We start from the raw sequence: 25,631 nt of genomic DNA on the forward strand, positions 1-25,631 counted from the left end.
TCTTTTTACCTTGACCTTCCACCTACAAGAACCTTTAGCCTTGCACAAAGTTTAATTCACACGTTCAAGAATTTATTTATGCCTAGCCACTCTTTGTCTACCACATTTGCTTTTACCCTGAGTTGTATACCCTTAACCTTTACACCGCTTAGTCAGGCAGATGAGCTACTCGCAGCACATGATGCGAATACCCAATCGACTACTGTCGCTTATCAAGCGCCAGAACCGTTTACCGACAATATCAATCGCGACGACGTACATGATGATGACGCTCACGAAGATGAACATGAGCATACAGAAGAGGTCGAGAAAATTGTTGTTCAGGCCACACGTTCAGGACGTATCGCCGATGATCAGCCTATACGCGTAGAGCTTATTGACCGCGAAGAGATTGAAGAAAAAGCCGCCATGCGCCCAGGCAATATTTCGATGCTGGTGGCTGAAACAGGCGGTGTACGTGTGCAAACCACTTCGCCAGCTTTAGGCAGTGCGAATATTCGACTGCAAGGCTTGTACGGACGCTATACCCAGTTACTGGCAGACGGTTTACCCCTTTACGGAAATCAAGCATCGTCTATCGGCTTATTGCAAATCCCCCCTACCGACCTCGGACGTGTTGAGATCATTAAAGGCTCTGCCTCGTCGTTATATGGCGGCTCAGCATTGGGCGGGGTGATTAACCTCGTATCCAGAACCCCAGGCGATACGCTTAATGGCGAAGCATTAGTTAATATGACCACCCGCGATGGGCAAGACCTAACCTCTTATGTAGAAAGCCCCCTCGGCGAAGATATCAAAGGTTCATTAACGGTTGGCGCCCATCGTCAAACAAAACAAGACATTGATGATGATGGCTGGATTGACCTACCAAGCTACGAGCGATACAGCGCTCGCCCTCGATTGTTTTGGGAAGGTGAGAACGGTGAATCTCTGTATGTCACCACAGGCTTTATGACCGAGCAGCGCGAAGGTGGCACTATGCCTGGGGAAGTCGTTGCAGACGGTAACCCATTCAAACAAGCGCAAGATTCACAGCGCATTGACGGCGGTCTGGTATTAAATATGCCCGTGCTGAATTCCCTTACTTTTAGCACCAGAGCGTCAGCTATGGTGCAAGAACACGATCATACCTATGGTGATATTAGCGAGGATGATCAACATGAAAGTTATTTATTAGAAACCAGCATCGCCGGCTATAGCGGCGCCAGTGACTGGCTAGTGGGCATTGCCTATCAAGCAGAAGAATTCACCTCAGACACCTTCGAACAGTTTGATTATTCTTATGAAGTGCCCGGGGTATTCACCCAATTAGACTATGAGCTAACGGAACAACTGACCACATCGATAAGCGCTCGCGTAGATGACCACAGCGAATACGGCACCCAATTCAGCCCTAGAGTATCGATGCTCTATCGCCCAGGCGATATAACAATAAGAGGCTCCTATGGGCAAGGTTACTTCGCGCCCACGCCTTTTGTGGAAGAAATTGAAGCCGCTGGGTTATCTAGACTTGAACCGCTGCAAGACCTAAAAGAAGAGCAAGCTGAAACTGCTTCTCTTGATATAACCTATACCCTTGAGAATATTGAAGCCAGCATAACGGCATTTGGTTCAAATATTGACAATGTCACCGAGCTACAAGCCTTCTCATCGAACAACACAGCAGTATTCGACAGAGTCAGGTTAGTCAACGCCGAGGGCGAAACTCAGATCCGCGGCTCTGAAGTGCTACTGCGCTATTACTGGCGTGATATAAAGCTCACAGCAAGCTACCTGTATTTAGATGCCACCGAAGTTTCACTGGATGGTAACGACAGAAGAACAATCGCTCTCACGCCCAGACACTCAGCCGGTTTTGTTGCGATGTGGGAACGACACGGTCAGTTTCGAGTAGGCTTTGAAGCCTATTACACAGGCACACAAAGATTGAACGACAACCCCTATATTGACGAGTCGAACCCGTACTGGCACCTTGGCTTGATGGGAGAAATTACTACCGGCAGAGCCAGCTGGTTTTTAAACCTAGAAAACCTACTAGATGTAAAACAAACCGACGAACATCCGCTATTACTGCCTTCAAGAGCCGCAAGCGGCCAGTGGACCACGGATATCTGGTCACGAAACGACGGCTTCATCGCCAATGCCGGTGTTAGGGTGAAGTTCGGAAACTAGTGAATTGGTGTTTTAAAGCGAGTTCGCAGACTAACTCGATTTACCCCTTGCCTTTAAATGCCCAGCGTTAGCGTGTATTTCGTGCACCTATGCGCGTTGCCTATTTATAGCCTGCGGCCACAGAGCATGTACTGCGTACATTTGAAACCTACGCTGCGCTTAGCAGCATACATGCTAGTACCCGCAGCGCATGCTTTGTGGGCGAAGTCATAAAAAAAGGGCGCCTATCTGGCGCCCTTCTTTATGCTGAGTTAAAAAGACCGTTACACACGCTCAAACACAGTTGCAATCCCTTGGCCTAAACCAATACACATGGTCGCTAAACCGATAGATTTATCGTTCGCTTCCATTAGGTTGATTAAGGTAGTTGATATACGTGAGCCAGAACACCCTAGTGGGTGACCAAGCGCAATCGCCCCGCCGTTAAGATTCACTTTATCTTCGTAAGAATCTAACCAACCCAGATGTTTTATACAAGACAATGCCTGTGCCGCGAATGCTTCGTTAAACTCAGCTAGTTCGATATCGGCCATGGTCATGCCTGCACGCTTAAGGGCTTTTTGGGTAGCCGGTACTGGGCCAAAGCCCATGATAGCGGCATCACAACCAGAAACTGCCATCGCGCGAATTTTCGCACGTGGAGTTAAGCCAAGCGCTTTGGCTTTATCAGCAGACATAATCAGCATGGCTGATGCGCCATCTGATAACGCTGACGATGTACCCGCAGTCACTGTGCCGTTAACAGGATCAAACACCGGACGTAAAGCAGCCATACTTTGCGCTGTTGAGTCTGGACGAATAGTTTCATCGGCATCAATCAGCTTTAACACGCCATCAGCGTCGTGCCCTTCGGTGGCGACGATTTCATTCCAGCGACCTTCAACAGTTGCGGCGTGGGCTCTTTGATGTGAGCGCGCACCGAATGCATCTTGCATTTCACGGGTAATACCGTTTTGACGACCTAATAATTCAGCGGTCATCCCCATGCTGCCTGACGCGCGAGCGGTCGTTTTAGCAATGCCTGGGTGAAAATCGATATTAAAGTCCATGGGTACATGGCCCATGTGTTCAACACCACCAATCATGTACACGTCACCGCGGCCACTCATGATGCCACTTGTTGCATCATGCAAGGCTTGCATAGATGAACCACATAAACGGTTAACCGTTACGGCTGCCACACTGCGTGGAATATCAGTCAGTAACTGAGCATTGCGGGCGATGTTAAAGCCTTGCTCTTTGGTTTGTTGTACACAACCCCAAATAATGTCTTCAATCTCGTTTGGATCAAGATTTGGGTTACGTTCAATCAATTTGCTCATTAGGTGAGCTGATAAGGTTTCAGCTCGTACGTTGCGGAAAATACCGCCTTTGGAGCGCCCCATTGGGGTACGAATACAATCGACTACTACAACTTCTTTCATTTTCTTGTCCTCTGGTGCAATTTAGGCTGATTGAGAAAAATAAGATTTACCTGAGGCGGCCATTTCACGCACCCCATCAGAAATCTGATAAATCGGACCTAAATCCGCGTATTTGTCGGCAAGGGCTACAAAGTTAGCCAAGCCCATGGTTTCGATGTAACGGAACACGCCGCCTCTAAATGGAGGGAAGCCCAAGCCGTACAATAAGGCCATATCAGCTTCTGCTGCACTGCCCACTATGCCTTCTTCTAAACAACGAATCGCTTCGTTAGCCATTGGGATCATCACGCGTGCAATGATTTCATCGGCATCGAAGTCGCGCTTATCAGCACAATGTGGTGCAAACAAGGCGTATGCTTCGTCAGCAGCGACTTTCGCAGGACGACCACGTTTGTCTAGGCTGAAGTTGTAGAAACCTTTTCCGTTCTTCTGACCTAAACGCTCAGATTTGTACAACAACGTCACCGGATCGTTATCGATTTTTTGCATACGCTCAGGAATACCGTCAGCCATTACGCTTGAGGCGTGATCTGCGGTGTCCATGCCCACTACGTCAAGTAGGTACGCTGGACCCATAGGCCAACCGAAGATTTTCTCCATGACTTTATCGACTGCAACAAAATCTGCGCCGTCCATAACTAGCTTGCTAAAGCCCGCGAAGTAAGGGAACAACACACGGTTTACCAAGAAACCAGGGCAATCATTCACTACAATCGGGGTTTTACCCATCTTCAAGGTGGCGGCTACAACAGTTGCGATAGTCGCATCTGTGGTTTTCTCGCCGCGAATAATTTCAACCAAAGGCATTTTGTGCACGGGGTTAAAGAAATGCATGCCGCAGAAGCGCTCTGGCTTTTCTAAGCTTTTTGCCAACTGGTTGATTGAGATAGTGGATGTGTTTGAGCAAATCACCGCGTCATCAGACACATGTTGCTCAGTTTCTTTAAGCACGATGCCTTTAACTTTCGGGTTTTCAACGACCGCTTCGATAACCAAATCAACATCTTTAATGGCTGAGTATTCAAGGGTAGGCACTATGCTGTTTAAGGTGCTGGCCATTAACGCTGGGGTGACCTTACCGCGCGCCATGCCCTTGCCTAAAATCTTCGCTGCTTCATTCAAGCCAAGGTCTAATGCACCTTGGTTGATGTCTTTCATGATAACCGGCGTGCCTTTCACGGCTGACTGATAGGCAATACCGCCACCCATGATGCCTGCGCCTAATACCGCAGTTGACTTAACGTCTTTAGTAGACGCTTTAGCCTGCTTCTTACCTTTGCTTTTCACCAGTTGGTCAGCAAGGAAGATACCCACTTGGGCTTTCGCTGCATCACTTTTCGCTAATTTGGTAAAACCTTGGTTTTCAAGCTTTAATGCGCCATCGCGGTCTAAACGGGCTGCGTTAGCAACGGTATCTACCATGGCGTGCGGTGCTGGGTAGTGCTTACCCGCTTGGGCGAATACCATGGCTTTGGCTGTTGAGAAGCTCATCATGGATTCATTTTTATTTAGTTTGAGCGGGGCCTTTTTCTGGGCGCGACGTGCTTCCCAGCCAAACTTACCGTCAATCGCGTCTTGCAACATACTAAGCGCTGCATCACGTAATTTTTCGGGTGCAACGACTGCATCAACTGCGCCTTCCGCTAATGCTTTAGCGGCTTTACGGTCACGGCCTGTGGTCATCCACTCTAGGGCGTTATCAGCACCGATTAGGCGAGGTAAGCGTACTGTGCCACCGAAACCGGGCATTAAACCGAGTTTCACTTCAGGTAAGCCGATGGCTGCTGTGGTGTCTGCTACGCGCAAGTCACAGGCTAGCGTCATTTCACAACCGCCGCCTAAGGCAAAACCATTGATAGCCGAAATTGTCGGGAAAGGTAAGTCTTCGAATCGATCGAACACTTGAGACGTTTTCGCTACCCAAGTCAGCACTTCTTCTTCGGGCATGTCGAACAAGCTAGTGAATTCGGTAATATCAGCACCTACGATAAAGGTCGACTTATTCGAGCGAACCAAAACACCCTTCACGTCTGACTGACTGTTAAGGGCTTGAGTGGCTTCGTCTAGCTCGTTAACAGTTTGGCGGTCGAATTTATTTACCGAACCTTGGGCATCGAATACTAACTCTGCAATGCCGTTTGGCAACAGTGTTACGTTGAGGCATTTGCCTTCATATATCATTATTTTCTCCTTTGGCTATGGCCAGGATTGAGGGTATCAACTGGATAAACGTTCAAATTACGATTAATTCCCGAACAACTTTTAATTAATATCTTCATATCAAAACATCAACTAATTTATAACAATTATAAAATTGGGGTAACTTGCCACATTTCAACTGGTCATGCCAGTTAAATATGTTGAAACTTAGGTTGTCCCTATGCCATCAATGCAGATATCTTATGGTAGTAATTTAACCAATAAACGAGGCAGGGCTATTCTGCGTATCAACCATTTTCTGTTGCTACTGCTAGTGTGTTTTTCATCTCAAGCAACAACTGTACTTTCCCCAACAGAACAAAAACTGACAAACCAGCGCAAAATTTTCGTTGAAGCAGAATCTCAGGCTAACAATCCTCAAAGCGCTGAGTATCAAGCGTTGGTCGCACAATTAGTAGACTATCCTTTGCTACCTTATGTCCAGTTGAAAGCACTGATGCATAACATCAATAGAAAAAATGAATCAGAAATTGAGGCTTTTTTAGCGCGCTATGAAAATACCCCACTAGACAGATCTTTACGTAAGGCGTGGTTACAGTATTTGGCTAAAAGCCAGCGCAAAGGCGAGTTTTTGGCCGCATACAAAAATACCGGTAGCGCCGAGTTAGCCTGTCGAAAAATTGAATTTAGCCTATCGGACCCAACTCAGCGCGAAGTTGCCCTAACCGAAGTACCCAGATTATGGGTGGTGGGTCAGTCTCAGCCCAAAGCTTGTGATCAGGTTTTTCGAATCTGGCAAAAAGAGAATCTTTTAACCAAAGAAATGGTTTGGCAACGCCTAGTACTGGCCGCCACCAACGGTAAGCAGACATTAGTGCCTTATTTGAAAAGGTTGCTGCCTGAGGATCAGCGTTACTTAGCCGATTTATGGCTAGCTGTGCGCAAAGATCCAAGCTATGTAAGCCGGGGCTCGAAATTCCCCCATAAACAGGTAGACAAAGAAACCCAGATATTAATTTACGGTTTACGACGCTTGGCTTTTAGCGAGCCTGAGTTAGCCTTAAAAAGTTGGTTTGCGTTAGAAAAGCGCTTTGCCTTTAGTCTACCTCAGCGCCAGTCGATGACCGAACGCTTCGCTATCGCGTTGGCTGTAGCCGACCATCCTCAGGCAGATTTATGGTTAGATAAAGCCAGTGCTGATTCATCTGATATTGAGTTATTTCGCTGGCATCTGGCTCACGTATTGCGTTTAGGCAATTGGCAACATGCCTTAGAGTTGATTGAAGCTGCGCCACAAGGAATTTCTCAAGACTTGGCGTTTCAATACTGGTTGGGTCGCACATATGAACAACTAAAAGCGGTGGATTTAGCCCAACAAACCTTTAGTAAACTGGCGGATCAACGACACTATTATGGGTTTATGGCTAGCGGTAAATTGGCTCAAAAACCTACGCTACACGACAAAACTCTGAGTTTTAGCGCTGTGCAACTTCTTGAAGTGGCAAATATGCCCCAAGCTAGGCGGGCTTATGAGTTTTTACAATTAGAGCGTGACCTTAGCGCTAGGCGTGAATGGTATGACTTACAGTTAAAGCTAACAGAACAACAAAGCCTAATGGCCGCTGTGCTGGCCGATAGTTGGCAGTGGCACGACCAAGCTATATTCACCTTTGCGCGAGTGGGCTATTTAGATGATTTAGAACGCCGTTTTCCCATCGCATACGATAAAACATTGATCAATAGCGCCGAAAAATACCAAATAGATCCTGCGTGGGCGTTTGCTATTGTGCGCCGTGAAAGCTCCTTTATGGCGGATGCCAATTCACATGCTGGCGCCCGGGGCCTAATGCAACTGATGCCCGGCACAGCAAATTATTTAGCCAAAAAGAAAGTCGGTCGCAGCACCTTGTTTGACCCAAAACAAAACGTCGAATTTGGCACACAATACATGCGCTACCTGATGGACAAAATGGATAACAATCCGGTACTCGCTACGGCGTCATACAATGCGGGCTGGCGCAAAGTATTGGATTGGCTACCCGCGCAAGATACCGTACCTATGGACATATGGGTGGAAACGATTCCTTACAAAGAAACCCGAAATTATGTAAAAGCGGTCATGGCATATAAACAGATATATGCCCAGCGTTTAGGCCAGCCTAGCCATGTGTTTAAAGAGTTAGTCGATATGCAAATTGCCCCTATACATCAATGAGGTAGCTAGCGCGATAATCGCGGGTTGTGATACCGTAAAGGGATGATCAACTCGTGGACGTAAAACATGCAACAGCTAGCTCAACTTTATCCGCAACATATCGAAGAATTACAAGCCAGAACAAAAGAGGCCTTGTCTCGCGAGGGCATTGACGGCCTAATTATTCATTCTGGGCAAGCTAAACGCATGTTCTTAGATGACAATAATTATCCGTTCAAATGCAATCCTCAATTTAAAGCGTGGTTGCCCGTCATCGACAATCCAAATTGCTGGTTAATTGTGAATGGTTTAGATAAGCCTAAGCTAATTTTTTATCGTCCAAAAGATTTTTGGCATAAAGTGCCGCCTGAACCCAATGACTTTTGGGTTGAGCAATTCGATGTTGTCTTGTTGACCCAAGCCGATGCGGTTGAAAAACATTTACCCTACGACAGAAGTCGCTTTGCCTATATTGGCGAGTATATCGAAGTCGCCAAAGCACTCGGTTTCGATTTGGTAAACCCTGACCGCGTACTGAATTACCTGCACTATCAGCGCGCTTATAAAACAGACTACGAGCTAGTCTGTATGCGCCAAGCAAACAAATTAGCGGTCGCTGGCCACAACGCTGCCGCGGCTGCTTTTAGAGCAGGCAAAAGTGAATTCGATATTAATCAAGCCTATTTAGCGGCTGTGCGCCAAAGTGATAACCAAGTGCCATACAACAATATTGTGGCGCTAAATGAAAACAGCGCTATTTTGCATTATATGGATCAAGACATTGCTGCACCTAGCGAGTTTCGTTCGTTCTTAATTGACGCAGGCGCTAGCTATAACGGTTATGCCGCGGATATTACCCGCACACACTGCATCGCAAACAGTCCTAAAAATGATCACTTCGCCGAGCTCATCAAGGGTATGGATCAAGTCACATTGACCCTAGTAGATATGCTAAAACCGGGCGTGCCATACACTGACGTGCATATTGCCGCTCATACGCTGATTGCTCAGTTGTTGAATCAATTTAATATCGTTAATTTGGCTGCCCAAGACATCCTAGCTGAACAGATTGTGAGTACGTTTTTCCCACATGGAATTGGTCACTTTTTGGGTTTACAGGTTCATGACGTGGCCGGCTACGTGGCCGATGATCGCGGTACGCCAAATCCACCACCTGCTGAACACCCATTTTTACGTACAACGCGTATCATTGAGCCTCGTCAGGTTTTCACCATTGAACCTGGTTTATACTTTATCGATAGTTTATTGGCTGATTTGAAAGGCTCTGAAAAATCTAAGTTTATCAATTGGGATGTGGTTGATAGCTTTAGGCCTTACGGTGGTATTCGTATCGAAGACAACATTATTGTGCACAGAGACAAAAACGAGAATATGACTCGTGACTTGGGTTTACACTAATTGAACTGAAACAATCTGCGCGTTAGATAACGCCTTAAACTTACAATGCATTAGCTCAAGATTGAATATTTGAAGTCTAACGAGGTTAGCGATACACGTTAATCTTGTTAGTCCAACTTACAATAGTAGTACGGCTCTTTGGCCACTCAATAAGGAAGATATATATGGACGTTTTACTCAGTTATTTACTCTCGGTACAAACATTGCTTTTAGTGTTTGTGATCGTATTACTTAAATCATCTATCAAATTTGTACCCCAAAACCGCGCTTATGTGATTGAACGTTTTGGTAAATATCAGTCTACCAAAGAAGCTGGCTTAAACTTTATTATCCCCTTTATTGACCGCGTTTCTGCTGACCGTTCATTAAAAGAAAAAGCCGTTGATGTGCCCGAGCAAAGCGCGATCACAAAAGACAATATTTCATTATCCGTGGACGGTGTATTGTATTTTCGGGTGCTTGACCCGTATAAAGCCACATACGGTATCGACGATTATGTATTTGCCGTCACCCAGCTAGCCCAAACGACCATGCGTTCAGAGTTAGGTAAGATGGAGTTAGATAAAACCTTTGAAGAGCGTGATGTGCTCAACACCAATATCGTTGCCGCTATCAACGAAGCGTCAGGCCCTTGGGGTATTCAGGTACTGCGTTATGAAATTAAAGATATTGTGCCCCCTTCGTCGGTCATGGAAGCCATGGAAGCGCAAATGAAAGCCGAGCGAGTGAAACGTGCACAAATTTTAGAATCTGAAGGCGACAGACAAGCAGCCATTAACCGCGCTGAAGGTGAAAAAGCGTCTGTTGTCCTCGCCGCCGAAGCGGATAAATCTGAAGCCGTGTTACGCGCTGAAGGTGAAGCAAAAGCCATTGTGGCGGTTGCGACCGCACAAGCTGAGGCATTGCGTCAGGTCGGCGAAGCCGCAGCCACCGAAGAAGGTCAAAAGGCCATACAACTCGACTTAGCGACCAAGGCGATTGAAGCAAAACATGCCATCGCAAAAGAGTCATCCGTGGTATTGCTGCCTGATAGCGGAACCGATATCGCAGGCGTAGTCGCGCAAGCGACCACCATTATTAACTCACTAAATCGAGCAAAACATGATGTGGTTAAGCGATAATCTCGGTATTGGTCTAATAAGCGTTGGCTTAATATTACTGGTCATTGAAATAGCGGTCTTGGGGTTTTCCACTTTCGTGCTGTTTTTTGTGGGAGGAGCGGCCGTTATTACTGGTTTGCTGATGCAAATGGGTGTGGTGGAAGACACAAATTTAAACGCGACATTATACGTGTCTCTTTTTACCGCATTACTGGCTGTGTTTTTATGGAAACCGCTTAAAAATATGCAAAAAGATGTGGATCCTAAAAAAGCCAGCAATGACCTAATCGGCCTTACGTTTATATTAGCCACAGAGATCAGCGCGGAGAAACCCGGTGTGCATCGTTATTCAGGTATAAATTGGCGTTTAGTCAGTGAAGATCCCATCGCCAGTGGCACCAAGGTAGAGGTGATTGCTGTGGACGTAGGGCAATTTACCATAAAACCTTGCAAGTAAGCTTACGCTGAGCCCATAGGCACATAATGAGGTAACGCTTCGATACGCGCCAACCAAGCTTGTACAGCGGGGTAAAGGCTCAAATCGAAGCCGCCTTCATGGGCCACATGAGTGTAACCGTACAAACTAATATCGCCGGTAGTGAGCTGTTCACCGACCAAAAAGGCGCTATGGGTTAACTGAGACTCCATCACCGACAAGGCTTTATGCCCACCAGCTTGTTTGGCTGCGTATTCGGCTTTTTTGTCCTCAGGTAACCCCAAGTACTTAGCAATGAAACGCGCTACTGCGATAAATGGCTCGTGGCTGTATTGTTCAAAAAATTGCCATTGCTGCACTTTAGCCAGAGTAAACGCATCCGTGGGCAATAAATCACTGCCACTGGCCAAGTAATTGGTAATCGCGTTTGACTCCCAAATATGCCGCCCATCATCAAGTGCCAGCAACGGTATTTTGCCGTTTGGGTTTTTAGCCAGAAAAGAATTAGCTGCTGTATCACCAGCGAGAATATCGACATGCACCCATTGATGCTCGATACCCAATAAGGCGCAGACCAATTTTACTTTGTAGCAATTACCCGATTGTTCATCAGCATAAATTTTCATGCAATATTTACCTTATCTTATGGTTGTTGTTACGATTTATAGGTACGGGCAGACGTTGTAGTGAAATAACAATCCTCGCTTGTAATTTTGCCGATAAATCCATATAAATAATCAGCAATAATCAAAAATACTCGGCAGTGAAATGCGAAAATAACCCACAATAGAGAAGAATGCACCTATGGCTGACCATCGCCCCTTGTTCAAACATATTAGAAATCACGATGCCTTGTTCTCTGAATTAGCTTTATTACGCAGCGAATACGTTGAACAGTTGGGTTTAAGTAATCATGAATTTCACAAGACCCCTAAATTTATCACCCCGGACGGTCGACGCCTGACCATCGAGCCAGAGCGCAGCATAGTGGTACCTAACGTAACTGTGCTTCGTGGGGTTAAAAACCAATTAGCCAAAAGCATCGCTGGCTTCCACATCATTCCGAACAGCGAAATTGGCTTCCGTTACCCAACAGCCGCCATCGCGGGTAGCGATGCGCCTTTTATCAAACGTTTCCGCTCAGAGTTTTTTCACAAAGATGGTGAAAACCGTAATATCTGCCGTCCTATTAACTTGTCGTACGGTATTAAAAGCCGAGGCAAGGCGGATAATCGTCAAGAGTATGAAGTGTGGATACAAGACGCTCACTTAGCCCAAGACCCATCACATTTATTTATCGATAAATACGGTGAAGACCTACCAGATGAAGTACGCCAGTTCGCCTTAGAAGAACCCGTTGTGCATGGCTGGATGGGGGTAAAACGCGCAGCGTTTGAAGCGATTTATTATGATCCAAGTCGCTTTGGTGATATCGCTGTGTGCGTGGGCTTATCCGTTGATGCTTATAACATTGGCGCGCGTCCTGATTTAGCCTATTCAGCGGAGATAGGCAGCTCAATTGCCAAAGGCAATGCTGAATTAGAATGGGAAGTGATGGGCTACTATGCCCCTGTAGGACAGGCCTTTGAGCATGACCAAATTTGGCAAGCCATCGACAGCACCATTGCTGCTATTGCAGCGCCATTAGAAAACACCTATCAAAACGATTTAATATCCACCAACGAAAGTAAAACTGAGCGTATTTTGAGTACTGTTGCCGCAGTGGGATCAACGCCTAAGCAAATAGCCGCATGGAATTTAAAGCCATGGGAGTTTTTAGAAACCACCAGCGAACACCGCATGAAAGAACATGATCCTACTCGCAGCGTGAACTTACTGGGCAGACTAAATCGTTTATTTTATCAAGAGAAACAACCCCTGCCATCATTGAATGAAATACATGATTTGATTGCTTAGGCTTAACCCGTCACGTGAAACCGGCAAGTTTGGGCTATAGGGAATAGGTAATGGGTAATGGGTAATGGGGAGTATTAGCGCGAAGCAGTGAATGAAACGTTCACAAAAATCAAAAAAAGTATCATTGGATAGGCCCGTGAACACGGGCCCAACATTACGCTTTAGTCGCCAGCAACTTGCATATTATCAATCAAAATAGAACCGGTTTGAATACTGCCACGACGTTCAATTTCTGCGCCGACCGCCACGATATTTTTCAACATATCGGCTAAGTTGCCCGCAATAGTGATTTCATGTACTGGATACTGAATAATGCCATTTTCAACCCAGAAGCCAGCCGCGCCACGGCTATAATCGCCGGTCACTACATTTACGCCCTGCCCCATCAATTCGGTCACCAATAAACCAGTGCCTAATTCTGCCAGCATTTGTTTATCACTTTGTCCTGAAGATTTAATCAGCCAGTTATGGATGCCACCTGCATGACCAGTGGTCTGCATATTCATTTTACGTGCTGAATAGCTGGTCAATAGGTATTGATTTAATACGCCATCGGTAACGATTTCGGCATCTTTAGTGCGCACGCCTTCGTGATCAAATGACGAACTGGCTAAGCCGCGCATAATATAGGGTCGTTCACTAATAGCAAACCAGCTAGGTAATACTTGCTCACCTAATTTATCCAGCAAAAACGACGACTTGCGGAATAAGTTGCCACCGCTTATTGCACTGATAAAGTGACCAATAAGACCCGAGGCGATTTCTTTATCAAACAATACCGGCATTTTAGCGGTTTTAATTTGACGAGCGCCTAAACGACCAAGGGTAAATTCAGCTGATTCTTTGCCCACTTGTTCTGGGCTGGCCATTAAATTAGCCTGACGCTCAACGGTGTAGCTGTAATCACGTTGCATATCACCGTCTTGTTCACCAATAACCACACAACTCATGCTATATCGACTGCTGTTATAGCCCACGTTCAAGCCATGGCTATTACCGTATACCTTAGTGCCTAAGTTGGCATTGTATGACGCGCCATCAGAATTAGTAATACGGGGGTCAAAAGCAAGCGCTGCGGTTTCAGCTTTAATAACTTGCTCAATGGCAAAGTCAGTATCAAGTTCAATAGGGTGATATAAATCGAGATCTTGCGGTTCAAAAGCCATTAGGTCTTTGTCGGCCAAACCGGAACATGGGTCTTCGCCAGTGTATTTAGCAATCTCAATTGCTTTTTCGACTGTTAACCGCAGCGCCCCAGGACTTAAATCTGCAGTAGATGCACTACCTTTGCGTTGCCCTTTATAAACCGTTATGCCTAAACCACCGTCATTGGTAAATTCGACGGTTTCTACTTCCTTCAAACGTGATGAAACGGCGATACCACGCACTTTCGACATGCTTGCTTCAGCTTGTGTGGCGCCTTTTTCTTTGGCAAGTTTTAGTACATCTTCGACTATTTGTTGGATATCCGTTAATTGCTGCTGCATACACCCTTCACTATCAAACGAGATTACCTTGAGCGGCGAACTATATTAATCGCCCATACAAGGTTACAATATTTTTCTAGTGTACCACTAAAGACATTGTTATGGCCGTATCTCCAGATAAAAACGAATTCGAAGTAGAACAAGACGACACGCAATTGAGCAAGACTCAGCTCAAGAATCAATCAAACGACTTGCAAAAATTGGGCGTATCCCTTGTGGATTTAAGCCCAGCAGCTTTAGCGAAAATTCCAATGGATCAGGAATTACTCGACGCTGTGCTGTTAGCTCAGCGTATTTTGCGTAAAAAAGAGGGTTACCGTCGACAATTGCAGTTGATCGGTAAGCTAATGCGCCACAGAGATGTGACGCCAATTGAGCAAGCTTTGCTGCAAATTCAAGCTTCTCATCAAAAAAGTAACCAAAAATTTCACAAATTGGAAGTTTTGCGCGATAACTTAATTGCTCAAGGTGATAGCGCAATCGAAGATGTACTAGAAGAGCATCCTGCTCTGGAACGTCAGAAGTTGCGCCAGTTGGTTCGCCAAGCGGTAAAACAACAAGCGGATAATAAACCGCCCAAGGCGGCTCGCGAGTTATTTAAGTATCTGCAGTATTCAATAGATGGATAAATAAATATGAGTTTTAGGTTACCGGTGTACATAGTGTGGTTAGTGCTTTTTACATTAACCAGTTGTGGTGGTGGGGTGTCAGGTGAAAATGGCGATGATCCATTTGACTCTGACAGTGATTCAGATACTGAAACGTTAAGCTATGCGTTAACGCTATCAATCTTTGATGAACAATGCGCTACATCAACTCAAAGCTTTACCTCAGGCGAAGTGGTCTGTGTACAAGCTACTTTGACGCAAGACGGTAACCCAGTCCAAAGCGAAATAGTAACATTTAGCGGCTCTCTCGGGTCGCTTTCAGCTAGCACCAAGCTAACGAATAGCCAAGGTATTGCACAAATTACCATTACTAACGAAGAAACCGATTTAGGTGCAGCGGTATTAAGCGCGAGTTTCAGCGACGCTAGTGTCGAACAAAATTACGAGTATTTGAGTGGTGATGCTGTAACCGAACAAGCAACCTCAATCAGCGTGGTAATGCTAAGCAATGGCCAAGGCATAAATCGCTTTCAAGCCGATTCCGAAATACAGGTTCAGGCAACTATCCGTGATAAAGAAGACGCTCCGATAGAAAATATCGTAGTCACTTTCACTGCCGAGCTTGGCACTTTGAATACTTCTACCGCCCTAACCGACAGCGACGGCAACGCCCAAGTTACCTTGTCGGCAACAGATAGCGATATTGGTGCAGGTGTGGCAACCATCTCGGCTGAAGTCAATAATGTAAGTTTAGACGCCACATACAATTACGAAGTACAGGCGTCAGGCACCATTACGCAGGACATTGTGCGTTTGGGGTATTTCGATGACGACAGCGTTTTCGTTGAGAATCAATTGGGTGTTACCTTGCGTGATGATGACGGGGATATAGTGTTAAGCGCAGGTGGCACTATGGGCGTTTCACTTACTTTAGTGGATGAAAATGATTTACCTATACTCAACCAAACTCCCGTAACGTTTAGTTCAGACTGCGTAGAAAATGATGCAGCGACTATCGACACCCAAGTTAATACCGTGAATGGTATAGCCAATAGTACTTATGAAGATCTAAGCTGCGCAGGCAGTTCAGGCACCAGTGATACAATTATCGCTTCAGTCGTAGTCAATAACTCGACCTTAAGTGTTTCACAAATTATCACGATTCAGGCAGAGTCCATCGGTTCGCTTTCTTTTATTTCAGCGGACCCAACCGAGATAGTGTTACGAGGTACAGGGGGACAAGATTCCGAATCCGTGTCGACGCTAATTTTTGAAGTTAATGGTGAATTAGGCAATCCTCTTTCACAACAGCTTGTTACCTTTAGTCTCAACACAGAAACTGGCGGCTTGGCTTTATCGTCAGAAACAGGGTTAAGTAATTCACAAGGTCAAGTTAGCACCCGTGTAATTGCAGGTACGGTACCTACATCCGTTCGTGTTACAGCCGAAGTCGAAACGAGTTCTGGTGAAATCATGTCTACTCAATCTGACCTGCTGTCAGTTAATACAGGTTTACCAGACCAAAATAGCATTACGCTCTCTGCTGATGATCTCAACCCTGAGGCATATAATATTAATGAGCAAGAAGTCTCCATAACGGTTCGTATGGCCGACACGTTCAATAATCCAGTGCCTGATGGAACAACGGTTTCATTTACGGCTGAGGGTGGCTCAATTGATTCAAATTGCAATACGGTTTCAGGCACATGCTCTGTCAATTGGTTTAGCGCTAATCCCACAGTCCCTGAACACCGCGTCACTATATTAGCCACAGCGATTGGTCATGAGACGCTGTTCGATAGTAATGGCAATAATATGTACGATGACGATGATGGGCTCGGCTTCAACGATGGTACCGACAATGGGCTTACTACAAGTTTATACGGGCAGACGGGATTTGTAGATATTAGCGAAGCATGGCGCGACGACAACGAAGATGGCACTCGAGACAGCGGCGAGATATTCCTAGATTACAATAATAATGGCAGTTTTGATGGGCCAGATAACCTATTCAACGGCCCCCAATGTATTGGCAGTTATTGTGGTGCTGACACTATGCACGTACGCCGTGCATTGGTCTTGGTGACCTCAAGTTCAGCGGCCCAAATTGATATTGAGGATGACAGCAATTCTATCGTGGCCAGTAATTATCAAAATGCCAGTGGCGTCACTGCGATCGCCCGAGACAGCATCGAGAGCTTTACCTTAGTGTTTTCCGATACCGCTGGTCAACCTATCGCTAGCGGTTCAACGATTTTCATAAGCAGCAGCACAGGTCAGTTAACCGGTCAAACCAATTTTACGATGCCTAGCACCAACCGAAATTCTGCCTCTCAGGCGACCTTTAATCTTGTAAATGATGTATCCGAAACGACGCAAGCCACAGTGACAGCCTTAATTACATCACCAAGCGGCGTAACATCCACTGCCAGTATGATAGTGACACTGAATTAGTCAGATTGAATGAGTGGGTTATAGATAGGGACAAAAAAGGCGCGAAGTTTGCGCCTTTTTTTATTGTGCTTTGAAAAAACGACTTTGAAACGGTTAAGCGGTACCGCCTACAGTTAACTCATCAACTTTAAGTGTTGGCTGACCAACGCCCACAGGAACGCTCTGACCGTCTTTACCGCAAACCCCTACACCTTTATCTAACGCGAGGTCATTACCCACCATAGAGACCTTCTGCATAGCCTCAGGGCCATTTCCAATAAGCGTTGCACCTTTAATAGGCTTGGTAACTTTGCCATTTTCAATCAGATACGCTTCAGAGGTAGAGAAAACGAATTTTCCAGAGGTGATGTCTACTTGTCCACCACCAAAATTAGGCGCATAAATACCGTTTTTAATGGTCGAGATGATTTCCTCAGGCTCATACTGCCCGCCTAACATATAGGTATTGGTCATACGCGGCATAGGTAAGTGCGCATAAGATTCTCGGCGACCATTGCCAGTTGGCTTAACCCCCATCAACCGCGCATTGAGTTTATCTTGCATGTAGCCGGTAAGAATACCGTCTTTGATTAATACATTGTATTGAGTCGGTGTGCCTTCATCGTCCACCGATAAGGAACCACGACGATTCGCCAAGGTACCATCATCAACAATCGTACACCCTGTTGATGCAACCTGTTGACCCATGCGGCCGCTAAAGGTAGATGCACCTTTGCGATTAAAGTCACCTTCGAGACCATGCCCTACAGCTTCATGTAATAACACGCCAGGCCAGCCACTGCCTAAAACAACTGGCATTTGACCTGCTGGGGCTGCGACGGCTCGCATATTAACCCGCGCCATATGAATTGCTTCGTCGGCGACTTGTTCATAGAGTGGACGCCCGTCTTCTTGACTCAAAAAATATTCGTAAGCATAACGACCACCAGCCCCTGAACTACCGCGCTCACGGCGAGCGTCTTTTTCCATTAACACAGAGCAATTCAAACGCACTAGGGGGCGAATATCGGTACAAAAAGTACCGTCAGTCGCCGCAATTAATACTTCTTCGTAGACACCACTGATGCTGACAACCACTTGGCTAAGAGCCGATTCTTGTTTGCGAATGTAGCTGTCGACGGCACGTAATAAAGCTATTTTTTCTTCGTCTTGCATGCCTAAAATTGGATTGTCAGCATGGTATCTTGGGGCAACCTTGCTACTTTTTAGGCCAGTAACTTTGTGTTTGCCACCGACACTTGCGATATTGCGCGAGGCCTTAGCCGCTTGCATTAACGCTTCAGGGTTGATGTCATCAGAGTAGGCGAATCCGGTTTTTTCACCGCTGACTGCTCGCACCCCTACGCCCCGTTCAACGTTGTAGCTACCGTCTTTGATAATGCCATCTTCTAGCACCCACGTTTCGTGCTGGCTCGCTTGAAAATAAAGATCGGCGAAGTCGTTATCGTGTTGATAAATAGCATCTAGGGCCGAAGCGAGATGTTCTCTGTCGAGATTAGCGGCAGTAAGCAGGTTTTGTTCAACCAGATTAGACAAGGTAACTCCTGAATTTATTATGGGCATAGACCGGCATGTCCCGGCGAATTCTATTAAGTATAGTGGGATCTAGCTGGGCATGGATCATACCCACCGACTGCGGTATTTCAGCTAGGGTTTCACCCCAAGGAGAAATAATACAGGAATGACCATGGGTTTGTCTCTGATTGACGTGTATACCGGTTTGACCCGCCGCCACCAAATAACACTGATTTTCCACCGCGCGAGCCGTTAATAGGGCTTGCCAATGGGCTTGGCCTGTCTTTTGGGTGAATGCAGCAGGTAACGCAATAACGTCTAGGGCCTTATGTTCAGACATGGCCTGAAATAATCCAGGGAAGCGTACGTCATAACATATGGCTAAGCCTAAGCGCCCAAAAGGCGTATCAACACTGATTATCTTGTTTCCCCCTTGGGTATAACGAGATTCGCAGTAAGTTTGCGTGTTATCCGCTACCTGTACATCAAATAAATGAATTTTTTGGTATTCGGTTACCAGTTCACCTGCATCATTAATTAATAAGCACGAAGCCGTAAATTTGTCAGAACGAGTAGATTTCAGCGGCATGCTACCTGCAACTAACCATACGGCGTATTGCTTTGCCATGCGCATTAGGCGAGTTTGAATCGGACCATCGCCCAGGGATTCGGCAATATGCAACTGGGTTTTATCACCACCGCCAAAGCAGGCGAAACATTCGGGCAAGACCACTAATGTGGGCTCTGTTATTATCAGTTCAGCAAGCTTATGTTCTACAAAATCGAGGTTTTGCGTGACGTCTGGTGTCGACGTCATCTGTAAAGCCATAAGTTTAGCCACCTGACACCTCCAGCGCGATGCGCTCTTGATCAATATCTTGCGGGAATTTTATATCTGTATTGAGGCCGTCAGGGTCAGAAACAAGTCCGACTTTGGGCGAAGCGTTTCTTGCGGGTGCGGTTTGGGCCGGTAAACTGATTTCTTTACTGTCGCGTTCAAGCTCTTCTAACTTGGGATTATCTAAGGTACCCGTCAACGAAAACTTAATATTGGATATAACCTTAGCCGAAGTTAACACCTGATCGAGCGCGAGGGCTGCCAATGCAGTCGCTGGATTAACCATATAGGCAACAATCAATGGCAAACTAGATGTTACCTTGGGGGCAAAGGCGATATTGTAATTAACCTCTCGGGTGTTGAGATTGGTATATCCTTTCATGGTGATTTCCCCCGCACCACCGTCGACCACTGTGTCTCGGGTATCTACTGTTCCTTGAGCAACTTGAAATGAGCCTTTCATCTTGTCGTAGAAAAAACCTTGGGCGAACACATCACGAAAATCTAAGCGTAGCTTACGCACTAAAGACTCTAAACTCAGCAAACTGAAAATTCGCGAGCCTTTATCTGTCACTTCGGTTAAGTACCCATCGCTAAGGCGCCAATCTACGCTGCCATTTAAGGTGGCTAAATCGAATTCATAAGGTGCACGATGCCAGTTTAAGTCAAACTTGGATGAGGCTTTTGAATCTTTAATACCTGAGTCAAAATCGAAGCCTTTTAAAAACAAGCCAAAATCAGAACTACTAAACTCGCCGGTTAGCTTAGTTTCACTGCCATTTTGATCAAACAACCAATCACCACTGGCGTAAAATAATCCATGATCGTTATTTAATCGCAGTGAGTCGATATGCATACCGTTTGCAGCTCTAGATAGCTTAAAGTCTATTCGGCCGAGATCTTTATTTTCGAAACGACAGCGAGCACATAAAAACTCTATCGGCGGTAACGTTTCCAATTTAGGCGAGAAAGCAACGGATTTGGTTTCGCTCTGTTCCCAACCGGCTAGATCTAAGTAATCTGCAGATACATTTAGGCCTTTAGCCAGCCAGTCTTTATAAAAGGTTAGATCGGCACGTACTTGTTTAGCGTTAAGATTAATTTCCCAGCTGTCGCTGGTATTTTTGGTAACCACTTCTAAGTTAGTTAGTTGCTGAGATGCGACTGTGGCGTTACTTGCATTAACGAAAATCCGTTGAGGCTCGCCCAAAATCGGCGTATTTACTGAGTCAGAAAAACCGTGGATAAGTGACGAAATCGCTTGATACCAATGATCAATATTAACAGTAGGCATATTAAGCGCCACACTAAAGCCAACACCCATGGTTCGTTCAATAGACTCACCTATGGCAAGATGAGCACGAGAAAATTGCATAGTCTCGTATGGTAACACCCCATCAAACTTAACCTCAGAACCTAATTTCAAATTGACGGTTGAGGCAGTTTCATCACCGCGCACTTCTAATGTCAGTGGTTTGTTCTGGTTAACCGTTTTATTTAATGGTTCAGGCAACTGCGAACCCACACCTTGCAAGCCACTAATAAGGCTTGCTTGATAACTAAAACCGTTTTCTGGCAAGGTTAACTTCACGTTAGTCTGCCAAGGTGTCACGCCATCTAAGTAACTCGCTAGACCTGGGATAAAGCGTTGAGCGAGAGGTTTGACTTGCCAATTTCCTTGTAAATCGATATTGGCTAAATAACCTTCTTTGCGTTGACGCCCAGTAAAATCAATTTTGACGTTTTGATCAAAAAGCTTTGCCTGTAAACCACTTAGGTCTACCACTTCATTTTTAAAGGCAACCTGCCCTTTAGCATGTGTAAGATTCATATCAACCCGAGGCACATACACTCGGTTATCAGTTAGATACACGACTCCACTTGCCACCACATCTTTGCCTGAAAGGGGAATGACTAGATTTAAATCCACGCTGAGATCATCACTGACCTGCACTTCACCCAATACTTTACCGAGACTATGCGCGAGGCTACTTTGATTCATTAGCTGGGTAACTTGTGACCCTAGTGCGGAGCCATTAGCATTTATGGTTAATATTGCCCCCACATCCAAGTTGGGTATATCTGCGGATAAACCAGACAAGTTTACGTCTAACAACTTACCTTTGCTGGCTTGCATAAACAAACCTTGGTTTTCGAACAGTAACTGTATATCTAACTCTGTTAACTGAGGCCAATCAGGTGCGAATTCCATGGCGGCGTCTTCAACGCCGACCGTAATTTGAAAGACCCCGTTGTTTTTAACATAGGGAAATTGACTGAGTTCGCCATTCCACAAGACGTTTGCACCAGTTACCCGACCCGCTTTGAGCGAACGTTGTAAATAGGCTTTGGTGTCTTTTCCCATCACATCACCAGGGAACAATTTATTCACCTGAGCCATGTCAAGGCCGCCTACCGTGCCATTTAGCGCCAAGAAGCCATTTTCGCTATCAAACCGTAGGTGCTGATTGATATTCAACCAGTCACTTTCTAATTTAAGTTGCGGTACGTGCACCGTCACTCCGTGCTCCAAGGATTCGATAAACATATCAATATCCACCGCTTGAAACTCAATATTTCTGTCGACTATATTGTCTAGCTTCCATTGGGAGTTACGTCCGCGTATTTGCACCCGTCCCTTGTCGTTGTGCCAATTCACATCCAGTTCCAAGTTATCAACACCGGGAATATGAGCACTTTGTTGCCAACTAATTTGACTAATATTCATTTGCGCAAAGGTATCGACTTTATCGAACTGCACATTGAATTTGTTTAATGTGGCATTGGGTTCTAGTGCATTTAATTGGCTGTAATCCATTGGGTCGAGCACCAATGGCAGCAAAGGAATAATGGCCGATAAGTTTACCTTGTCAGCATTTTGAATATGTACTTGCCCCTGGCGGTTCACTTCTCCATACCAATTCGAGGTCACTTTTCGTTCATTAGCTTGCAACGCAAAGTCATAAAGATTGAATATCCAGCCGTCTTTGCTTGGCTCAGCGTTGAGCTGTCCGCCCAATATCGCAGCCTTAATTTCTGCATCTTGGTTTTGCCATACGAAGCGACTATCAGCCAAATCTAATTGGGCATTTTTGAATGCACCATTTTTAATGCTGGCCCAGACGACAAAATTTCCGCGACTTTCTACCAAATCATAACGCGTGGCCAGCCATTGGTTAATCCAAGGCGATAAATCGACCTCTTGCGCTCTGGCGTAAAATGTTCCGCTGAGTGAATCTTTATCGCCACGTAAATCTAACGTAAACGAGGCTGAGTTACGGGCCAACTCTTCCACTTGCAGCTCACCTACACCTTGGTGATGCTTGCCTTGGTTACTCCAAAGCAATTGATTAACGAGTACCACTTGCTGATCATGATCTGTGATGATTTCAAATTGACTGTCACTAACTGAAAACGACTGTAACTGTTCTAAAAATAACTGCTTTAACGCTGACACTACAGGAAAGTCACTGCCTTCTTTTTGCATCAAGGTTAAATCCATCTTGACGTTTAAGCCGTTTAAATCAAATCGTTGAGAGCGAATTTGACGCGCTAGAATTGATCCCCAAAAATCAAGATCTATCACGGTTTTTTTGATATCTAAACTGAGAGGAGATTGGGCATTTTGCACCAATTGTAAGTCTTCCAACACAATGGCAGGGCCTGCGCCTTTCCACTGAGCGGTGATGTTACCGATGTTAATTTCAACACCGTATTGGCCTTCTATCCATTGTTCTAAGCGATGCTTTTGATCGTCCATGTATGGTAAAGAATAGCGCACAACGCTAATCGCCACGGCCACCAGCACCAGCAGAATAGCGGCGCAATACCATAGCTTTTTAATGCAATAAGCGGCATAAAAAGAGCCTGATTTCACATCATTACCACATCGTATTTATCTTGGTTGTATAACAATTCGGTGTGCACCTTAATCTGTTTGGATACAAAAACCTCTAGCTCAGCTAGCATATGTGACTCTTCGCCTAGCAAAGCCTCGACCACAGAAGGCGCTGCGTATACGACAAATTTATCCGCTTCATAGGCTCGGTTGACCCGTACTATTTCGCGCATAATCTCAAAACAAACTGTTTCGACCGTTTTTACTGAACCGCGGCCCTTACATACTGGACACTCACCACACAAGATATGTTCCAAACTTTCTCGCGTTCTTTTACGCGTCATCTCAATCAAACCCAGCGCGGTAAAGCCGTGTATGTTTATTTTAGCCCGATCTTTGCTGGTTGCATTCTCAAGGCTATGGATAACGCGCCTTTTATGATCTGCGTCAGTCATATCGATAAAATCAATTAAAATCATGCCGCCTAAATTACGCAGCCGTAACTGACGTGCAATCGCGGATGTTGCTTCAATATTGGTGTTGAAAATAGTTTCTTCGAGATTACGGTGGCCAACAAATGCGCCAGTATTAATATCAATTGTAGTCATAGCTTCGGTTTGATCGATAATCAAATACCCGCCAGATTTTAAATCAACTCTGCGCTCAAGGGATCGTTGCGATTCGTTCTCAACGTCATATAAGTCAAAAATGGGACGGTCGCCTGGATAATATTCCAACAAGCGATGCAACTCAGGTACATATTCCCGGGTGAATTGCTGAAGCTCATGAAAAGACAACTTTGAATCAATACGGATACGATCAAGCTCGGTACCCACAAAATCGCGCAGTACCCGACGTGCTAAGGGTAAATCCTCGTATAAAATATGGGTTTTTTTCTTCATGCGCGAGCGGATTTTTTCCCATAAACGGCGTAAAAAATCGGCATCTTGACGCAATTCTTGAGCTTTCACCCCTTCGGCTGCAGTGCGTAAAATAAACCCACCATTTTTACTGCAATATTCCTGCACTAAGCTCTTTAATCTTTCTCGTTCTTCTTCGTCTTCAATACGCTGGGATACGCCTACATGCTCAACGCTGGGCATAAACACCAAATAACGTGACGGAATAGTGATGTCTGTGGTTAAGCGGGCACCTTTGGTACCAATTTGATCTTTGACTACCTGAACTACTATGTCTTGGCCATCACGAACTAACTCGCGAATATCTCGTTTTTCAAGATGACTGGATGACACTTCATCTTCTACTTCGCTGTGAATAGCGATATCGGATGCATGCAAGAAGGCTGCTTTATCTAAACCAATATCGACGAAGGCGGCTTGCATACCGGGTAAAACGCGACTGACTTTACCGCGATAAATATTGCCCACCAGACCTCTTTTGGTATGGCGTTCTATATGAACTTCTTGCAAAATACCGTTTTCGATAAGCGCCACACGGGATTCAGAGGGGGTGACATTAATTAGTAGTTCAGCACTCATGGGTTTCGCTCATCCGGGATAGTAGTTGATTCGTTTCATATAAAGGTAACCCGACTACGGCGCTATAACTACCGTTTATATGGGTGACGAACTTGCCGCCTATACCTTGAATGGCGTAACTGCCGGCTTTATCTTCGGGCTCGCCGCTTTCCCAATAGTCGTGTATCAAGGTGTCATTAAGTGCACAAAATGTCACTTGGGTACGCACCAATACGCTGTCGTGCCGCGTACCAGAGAATATAGAAACCGCGGTTAGCACTTCGTGCTGTTGGCCTGAAAGTAGATTTAACATGCGCTTGGCGTCACTAAAATCTTTAGGTTTACCCAGTACCTGACCATGAATAACCACAACGGTATCCGCCCCTAATGCGAGTCGTTTGTCAGCAAGATGCGCACTCGCTTGCCAACCGGCTTGCGCTTTTTGCTCAGCCAGTCGCTGCACATAAATACTGGGGGTTTCAGTAGGTAACAGCGTTTCGTCAATATCCGCGCTAAGGGTGGTAAACGGCACACCGATTTGACTAAGTAACTCAGCGCGACGGGGTGACTGAGAAGCTAAAATAAGCATAA

General features: G+C 45.6%; 17 protein-coding genes. 8 read left to right on the top strand and 9 right to left on the bottom strand.

The genetic code is table 11. The annotated features are described in order from the left end of the window. The first annotated feature begins 78 nt into the window (after positions 1-78). The gene (locus tag GQR89_RS20465; protein ID WP_158771936.1) at positions 79-2,172 is read left to right on the top strand and encodes a TonB-dependent siderophore receptor; all 2,094 of its coding nucleotides are present in this window, start codon (positions 79-81) and stop codon (positions 2,170-2,172) included. Between the two features lie 263 nt (positions 2,173-2,435). On the opposite strand, the gene fadA is transcribed toward GQR89_RS20465, so the two are convergent. Next, on the bottom strand, positions 2,436-3,596 hold the full coding sequence (gene fadA, locus GQR89_RS20470) for an acetyl-CoA C-acyltransferase FadA (RefSeq protein ID WP_158771937.1): 1,161 nt from the start codon (positions 3,594-3,596) through the stop codon (positions 2,436-2,438). A gap of 21 nt (positions 3,597-3,617) precedes the next feature. Then, complete coding sequence (gene fadB, locus GQR89_RS20475; protein ID WP_158771938.1) at positions 3,618-5,777, bottom strand: fatty acid oxidation complex subunit alpha FadB; 2,160 nt, start codon at positions 5,775-5,777, stop codon at positions 3,618-3,620. Between the two features lie 280 nt (positions 5,778-6,057). Between fadB and GQR89_RS20480 the strand changes: the two genes are divergently transcribed. The 4 genes from GQR89_RS20480 (at position 6,058) to GQR89_RS20495 (ending at position 10,926) form a co-directional block, all read left to right on the top strand. After that, a complete protein-coding gene (locus GQR89_RS20480) occupies positions 6,058-7,971 on the top strand; it encodes a lytic transglycosylase domain-containing protein (RefSeq protein ID WP_158772344.1) in 1,914 nt (637 codons plus the stop codon). A gap of 66 nt (positions 7,972-8,037) precedes the next feature. Continuing rightward, complete coding sequence (gene pepQ / locus GQR89_RS20485) at positions 8,038-9,369, top strand: Xaa-Pro dipeptidase (RefSeq protein ID WP_158771939.1); 1,332 nt, start codon at positions 8,038-8,040, stop codon at positions 9,367-9,369. A 164-nt stretch (positions 9,370-9,533) separates the two neighbouring features. Continuing rightward, positions 9,534-10,490, top strand: coding sequence for an SPFH domain-containing protein (locus GQR89_RS20490; protein ID WP_158771940.1), 957 nt, complete (start codon positions 9,534-9,536; stop codon positions 10,488-10,490). After that, positions 10,474-10,926 (top strand): NfeD family protein, encoded by a 453-nt coding sequence (locus GQR89_RS20495; protein ID WP_158772345.1) that lies wholly within the window; start codon positions 10,474-10,476, stop codon positions 10,924-10,926. Before GQR89_RS20490 ends, GQR89_RS20495 begins: the two co-directional genes overlap by 17 nt. A 2-nt stretch (positions 10,927-10,928) precedes the next feature. Here GQR89_RS20495 and GQR89_RS20500 read toward each other — a convergent pair whose 3' ends face one another. Beyond that, positions 10,929-11,531, bottom strand: a complete 603-nt coding sequence (locus tag GQR89_RS20500; protein ID WP_158771941.1) for a glutathione S-transferase family protein — start codon at positions 11,529-11,531, stop codon at positions 10,929-10,931. Positions 11,532-11,709: 178 nt separating this feature from the next. Here GQR89_RS20500 and GQR89_RS20505 point away from each other — a divergent pair, with 178 nt between their 5' ends. Next, positions 11,710-12,822 carry a hypothetical protein gene (locus GQR89_RS20505; protein WP_158771942.1) on the top strand — a complete coding sequence of 371 codons (1,113 nt, stop codon included), beginning with the start codon at positions 11,710-11,712 and terminating at the stop codon, positions 12,820-12,822. A gap of 161 nt (positions 12,823-12,983) precedes the next feature. On the opposite strand, the gene pmbA is transcribed toward GQR89_RS20505, so the two are convergent. Continuing rightward, complete coding sequence (gene pmbA, locus GQR89_RS20510; protein WP_158771943.1) at positions 12,984-14,309, bottom strand: metalloprotease PmbA; 1,326 nt, start codon at positions 14,307-14,309, stop codon at positions 12,984-12,986. Positions 14,310-14,410: 101 nt separating this feature from the next. Between pmbA and yjgA the strand changes: the two genes are divergently transcribed. Both yjgA and GQR89_RS20520 read left to right on the top strand, forming a co-directional pair. Continuing rightward, positions 14,411-14,938 carry a ribosome biogenesis factor YjgA gene (gene yjgA / locus GQR89_RS20515; RefSeq protein ID WP_158771944.1) on the top strand — a complete coding sequence of 176 codons (528 nt, stop codon included), beginning with the start codon at positions 14,411-14,413 and terminating at the stop codon, positions 14,936-14,938. A gap of 6 nt (positions 14,939-14,944) precedes the next feature. Further along, positions 14,945-17,371 (top strand): Ig-like domain-containing protein, encoded by a 2,427-nt coding sequence (locus GQR89_RS20520; protein ID WP_158771945.1) that lies wholly within the window; start codon positions 14,945-14,947, stop codon positions 17,369-17,371. A 93-nt stretch (positions 17,372-17,464) separates the two neighbouring features. On the opposite strand, the gene tldD is transcribed toward GQR89_RS20520, so the two are convergent. Genes tldD through GQR89_RS20545 form a run of 5 tightly spaced genes read right to left on the bottom strand, consistent with a single transcriptional unit; the run spans position 17,465 to position 25,629 of the window. After that, positions 17,465-18,907, bottom strand: coding sequence for a metalloprotease TldD (gene tldD, locus GQR89_RS20525; protein ID WP_158771946.1), 1,443 nt, complete (start codon positions 18,905-18,907; stop codon positions 17,465-17,467). Continuing rightward, the gene (locus GQR89_RS20530; protein WP_158771947.1) at positions 18,900-19,727 is read right to left on the bottom strand and encodes a carbon-nitrogen hydrolase family protein; all 828 of its coding nucleotides are present in this window, start codon (positions 19,725-19,727) and stop codon (positions 18,900-18,902) included. Before GQR89_RS20530 ends, tldD begins: the two co-directional genes overlap by 8 nt. After that, positions 19,720-23,601: a YhdP family protein gene (locus GQR89_RS20535; RefSeq protein WP_158771948.1), complete on the bottom strand. Its 3,882-nt coding sequence runs from the start codon at positions 23,599-23,601 to the stop codon at positions 19,720-19,722. The genes GQR89_RS20530 and GQR89_RS20535 overlap by 8 nt, the downstream gene beginning before the upstream one ends. Then, positions 23,598-25,061, bottom strand: coding sequence for a ribonuclease G (gene rng / locus GQR89_RS20540; RefSeq protein ID WP_158771949.1), 1,464 nt, complete (start codon positions 25,059-25,061; stop codon positions 23,598-23,600). Before rng ends, GQR89_RS20535 begins: the two co-directional genes overlap by 4 nt. Next, positions 25,051-25,629 carry a nucleoside triphosphate pyrophosphatase gene (locus tag GQR89_RS20545; protein WP_158771950.1) on the bottom strand — a complete coding sequence of 193 codons (579 nt, stop codon included), beginning with the start codon at positions 25,627-25,629 and terminating at the stop codon, positions 25,051-25,053. The genes rng and GQR89_RS20545 overlap by 11 nt, the downstream gene beginning before the upstream one ends. Between the last annotated feature and the right edge of the window lie 2 nt (positions 25,630-25,631).

The sequence above is a fragment of the Paraglaciecola sp. L1A13 genome (assembly GCF_009796745.1).
In the GTDB taxonomy this organism is placed as follows: domain Bacteria; phylum Pseudomonadota; class Gammaproteobacteria; order Enterobacterales; family Alteromonadaceae; genus Paraglaciecola.

What these genes read in the sequence shown, in the direction of transcription:
- GQR89_RS20465 (WP_158771936.1), top strand. Translation starts at nt 79, where the DNA reads ATGCCTAGCCACTCTTTGTCTACCACATTTGCTTTTACCCTGAGTTGT.
- fadA (WP_158771937.1), bottom strand. Translation starts at nt 3,596, where the DNA reads ATGAAAGAAGTTGTAGTAGTCGATTGTATTCGTACCCCAATGGGGCGC.
- fadB (WP_158771938.1), bottom strand. Translation starts at nt 5,777, where the DNA reads ATGATATATGAAGGCAAATGCCTCAACGTAACACTGTTGCCAAACGGC.
- pepQ (WP_158771939.1), top strand. Translation starts at nt 8,038, where the DNA reads ATGCAACAGCTAGCTCAACTTTATCCGCAACATATCGAAGAATTACAA.
- GQR89_RS20490 (WP_158771940.1), top strand. Translation starts at nt 9,534, where the DNA reads ATGGACGTTTTACTCAGTTATTTACTCTCGGTACAAACATTGCTTTTA.
- GQR89_RS20495 (WP_158772345.1), top strand. Translation starts at nt 10,474, where the DNA reads ATGTGGTTAAGCGATAATCTCGGTATTGGTCTAATAAGCGTTGGCTTA.
- GQR89_RS20500 (WP_158771941.1), bottom strand. Translation starts at nt 11,531, where the DNA reads ATGAAAATTTATGCTGATGAACAATCGGGTAATTGCTACAAAGTAAAA.
- GQR89_RS20505 (WP_158771942.1), top strand. Translation starts at nt 11,710, where the DNA reads ATGGCTGACCATCGCCCCTTGTTCAAACATATTAGAAATCACGATGCC.
- pmbA (WP_158771943.1), bottom strand. Translation starts at nt 14,309, where the DNA reads ATGCAGCAGCAATTAACGGATATCCAACAAATAGTCGAAGATGTACTA.
- yjgA (WP_158771944.1), top strand. Translation starts at nt 14,411, where the DNA reads ATGGCCGTATCTCCAGATAAAAACGAATTCGAAGTAGAACAAGACGAC.
- GQR89_RS20520 (WP_158771945.1), top strand. Translation starts at nt 14,945, where the DNA reads ATGAGTTTTAGGTTACCGGTGTACATAGTGTGGTTAGTGCTTTTTACA.
- rng (WP_158771949.1), bottom strand. Translation starts at nt 25,061, where the DNA reads ATGAGTGCTGAACTACTAATTAATGTCACCCCCTCTGAATCCCGTGTG.
- GQR89_RS20545 (WP_158771950.1), bottom strand. Translation starts at nt 25,629, where the DNA reads ATGCTTATTTTAGCTTCTCAGTCACCCCGTCGCGCTGAGTTACTTAGT.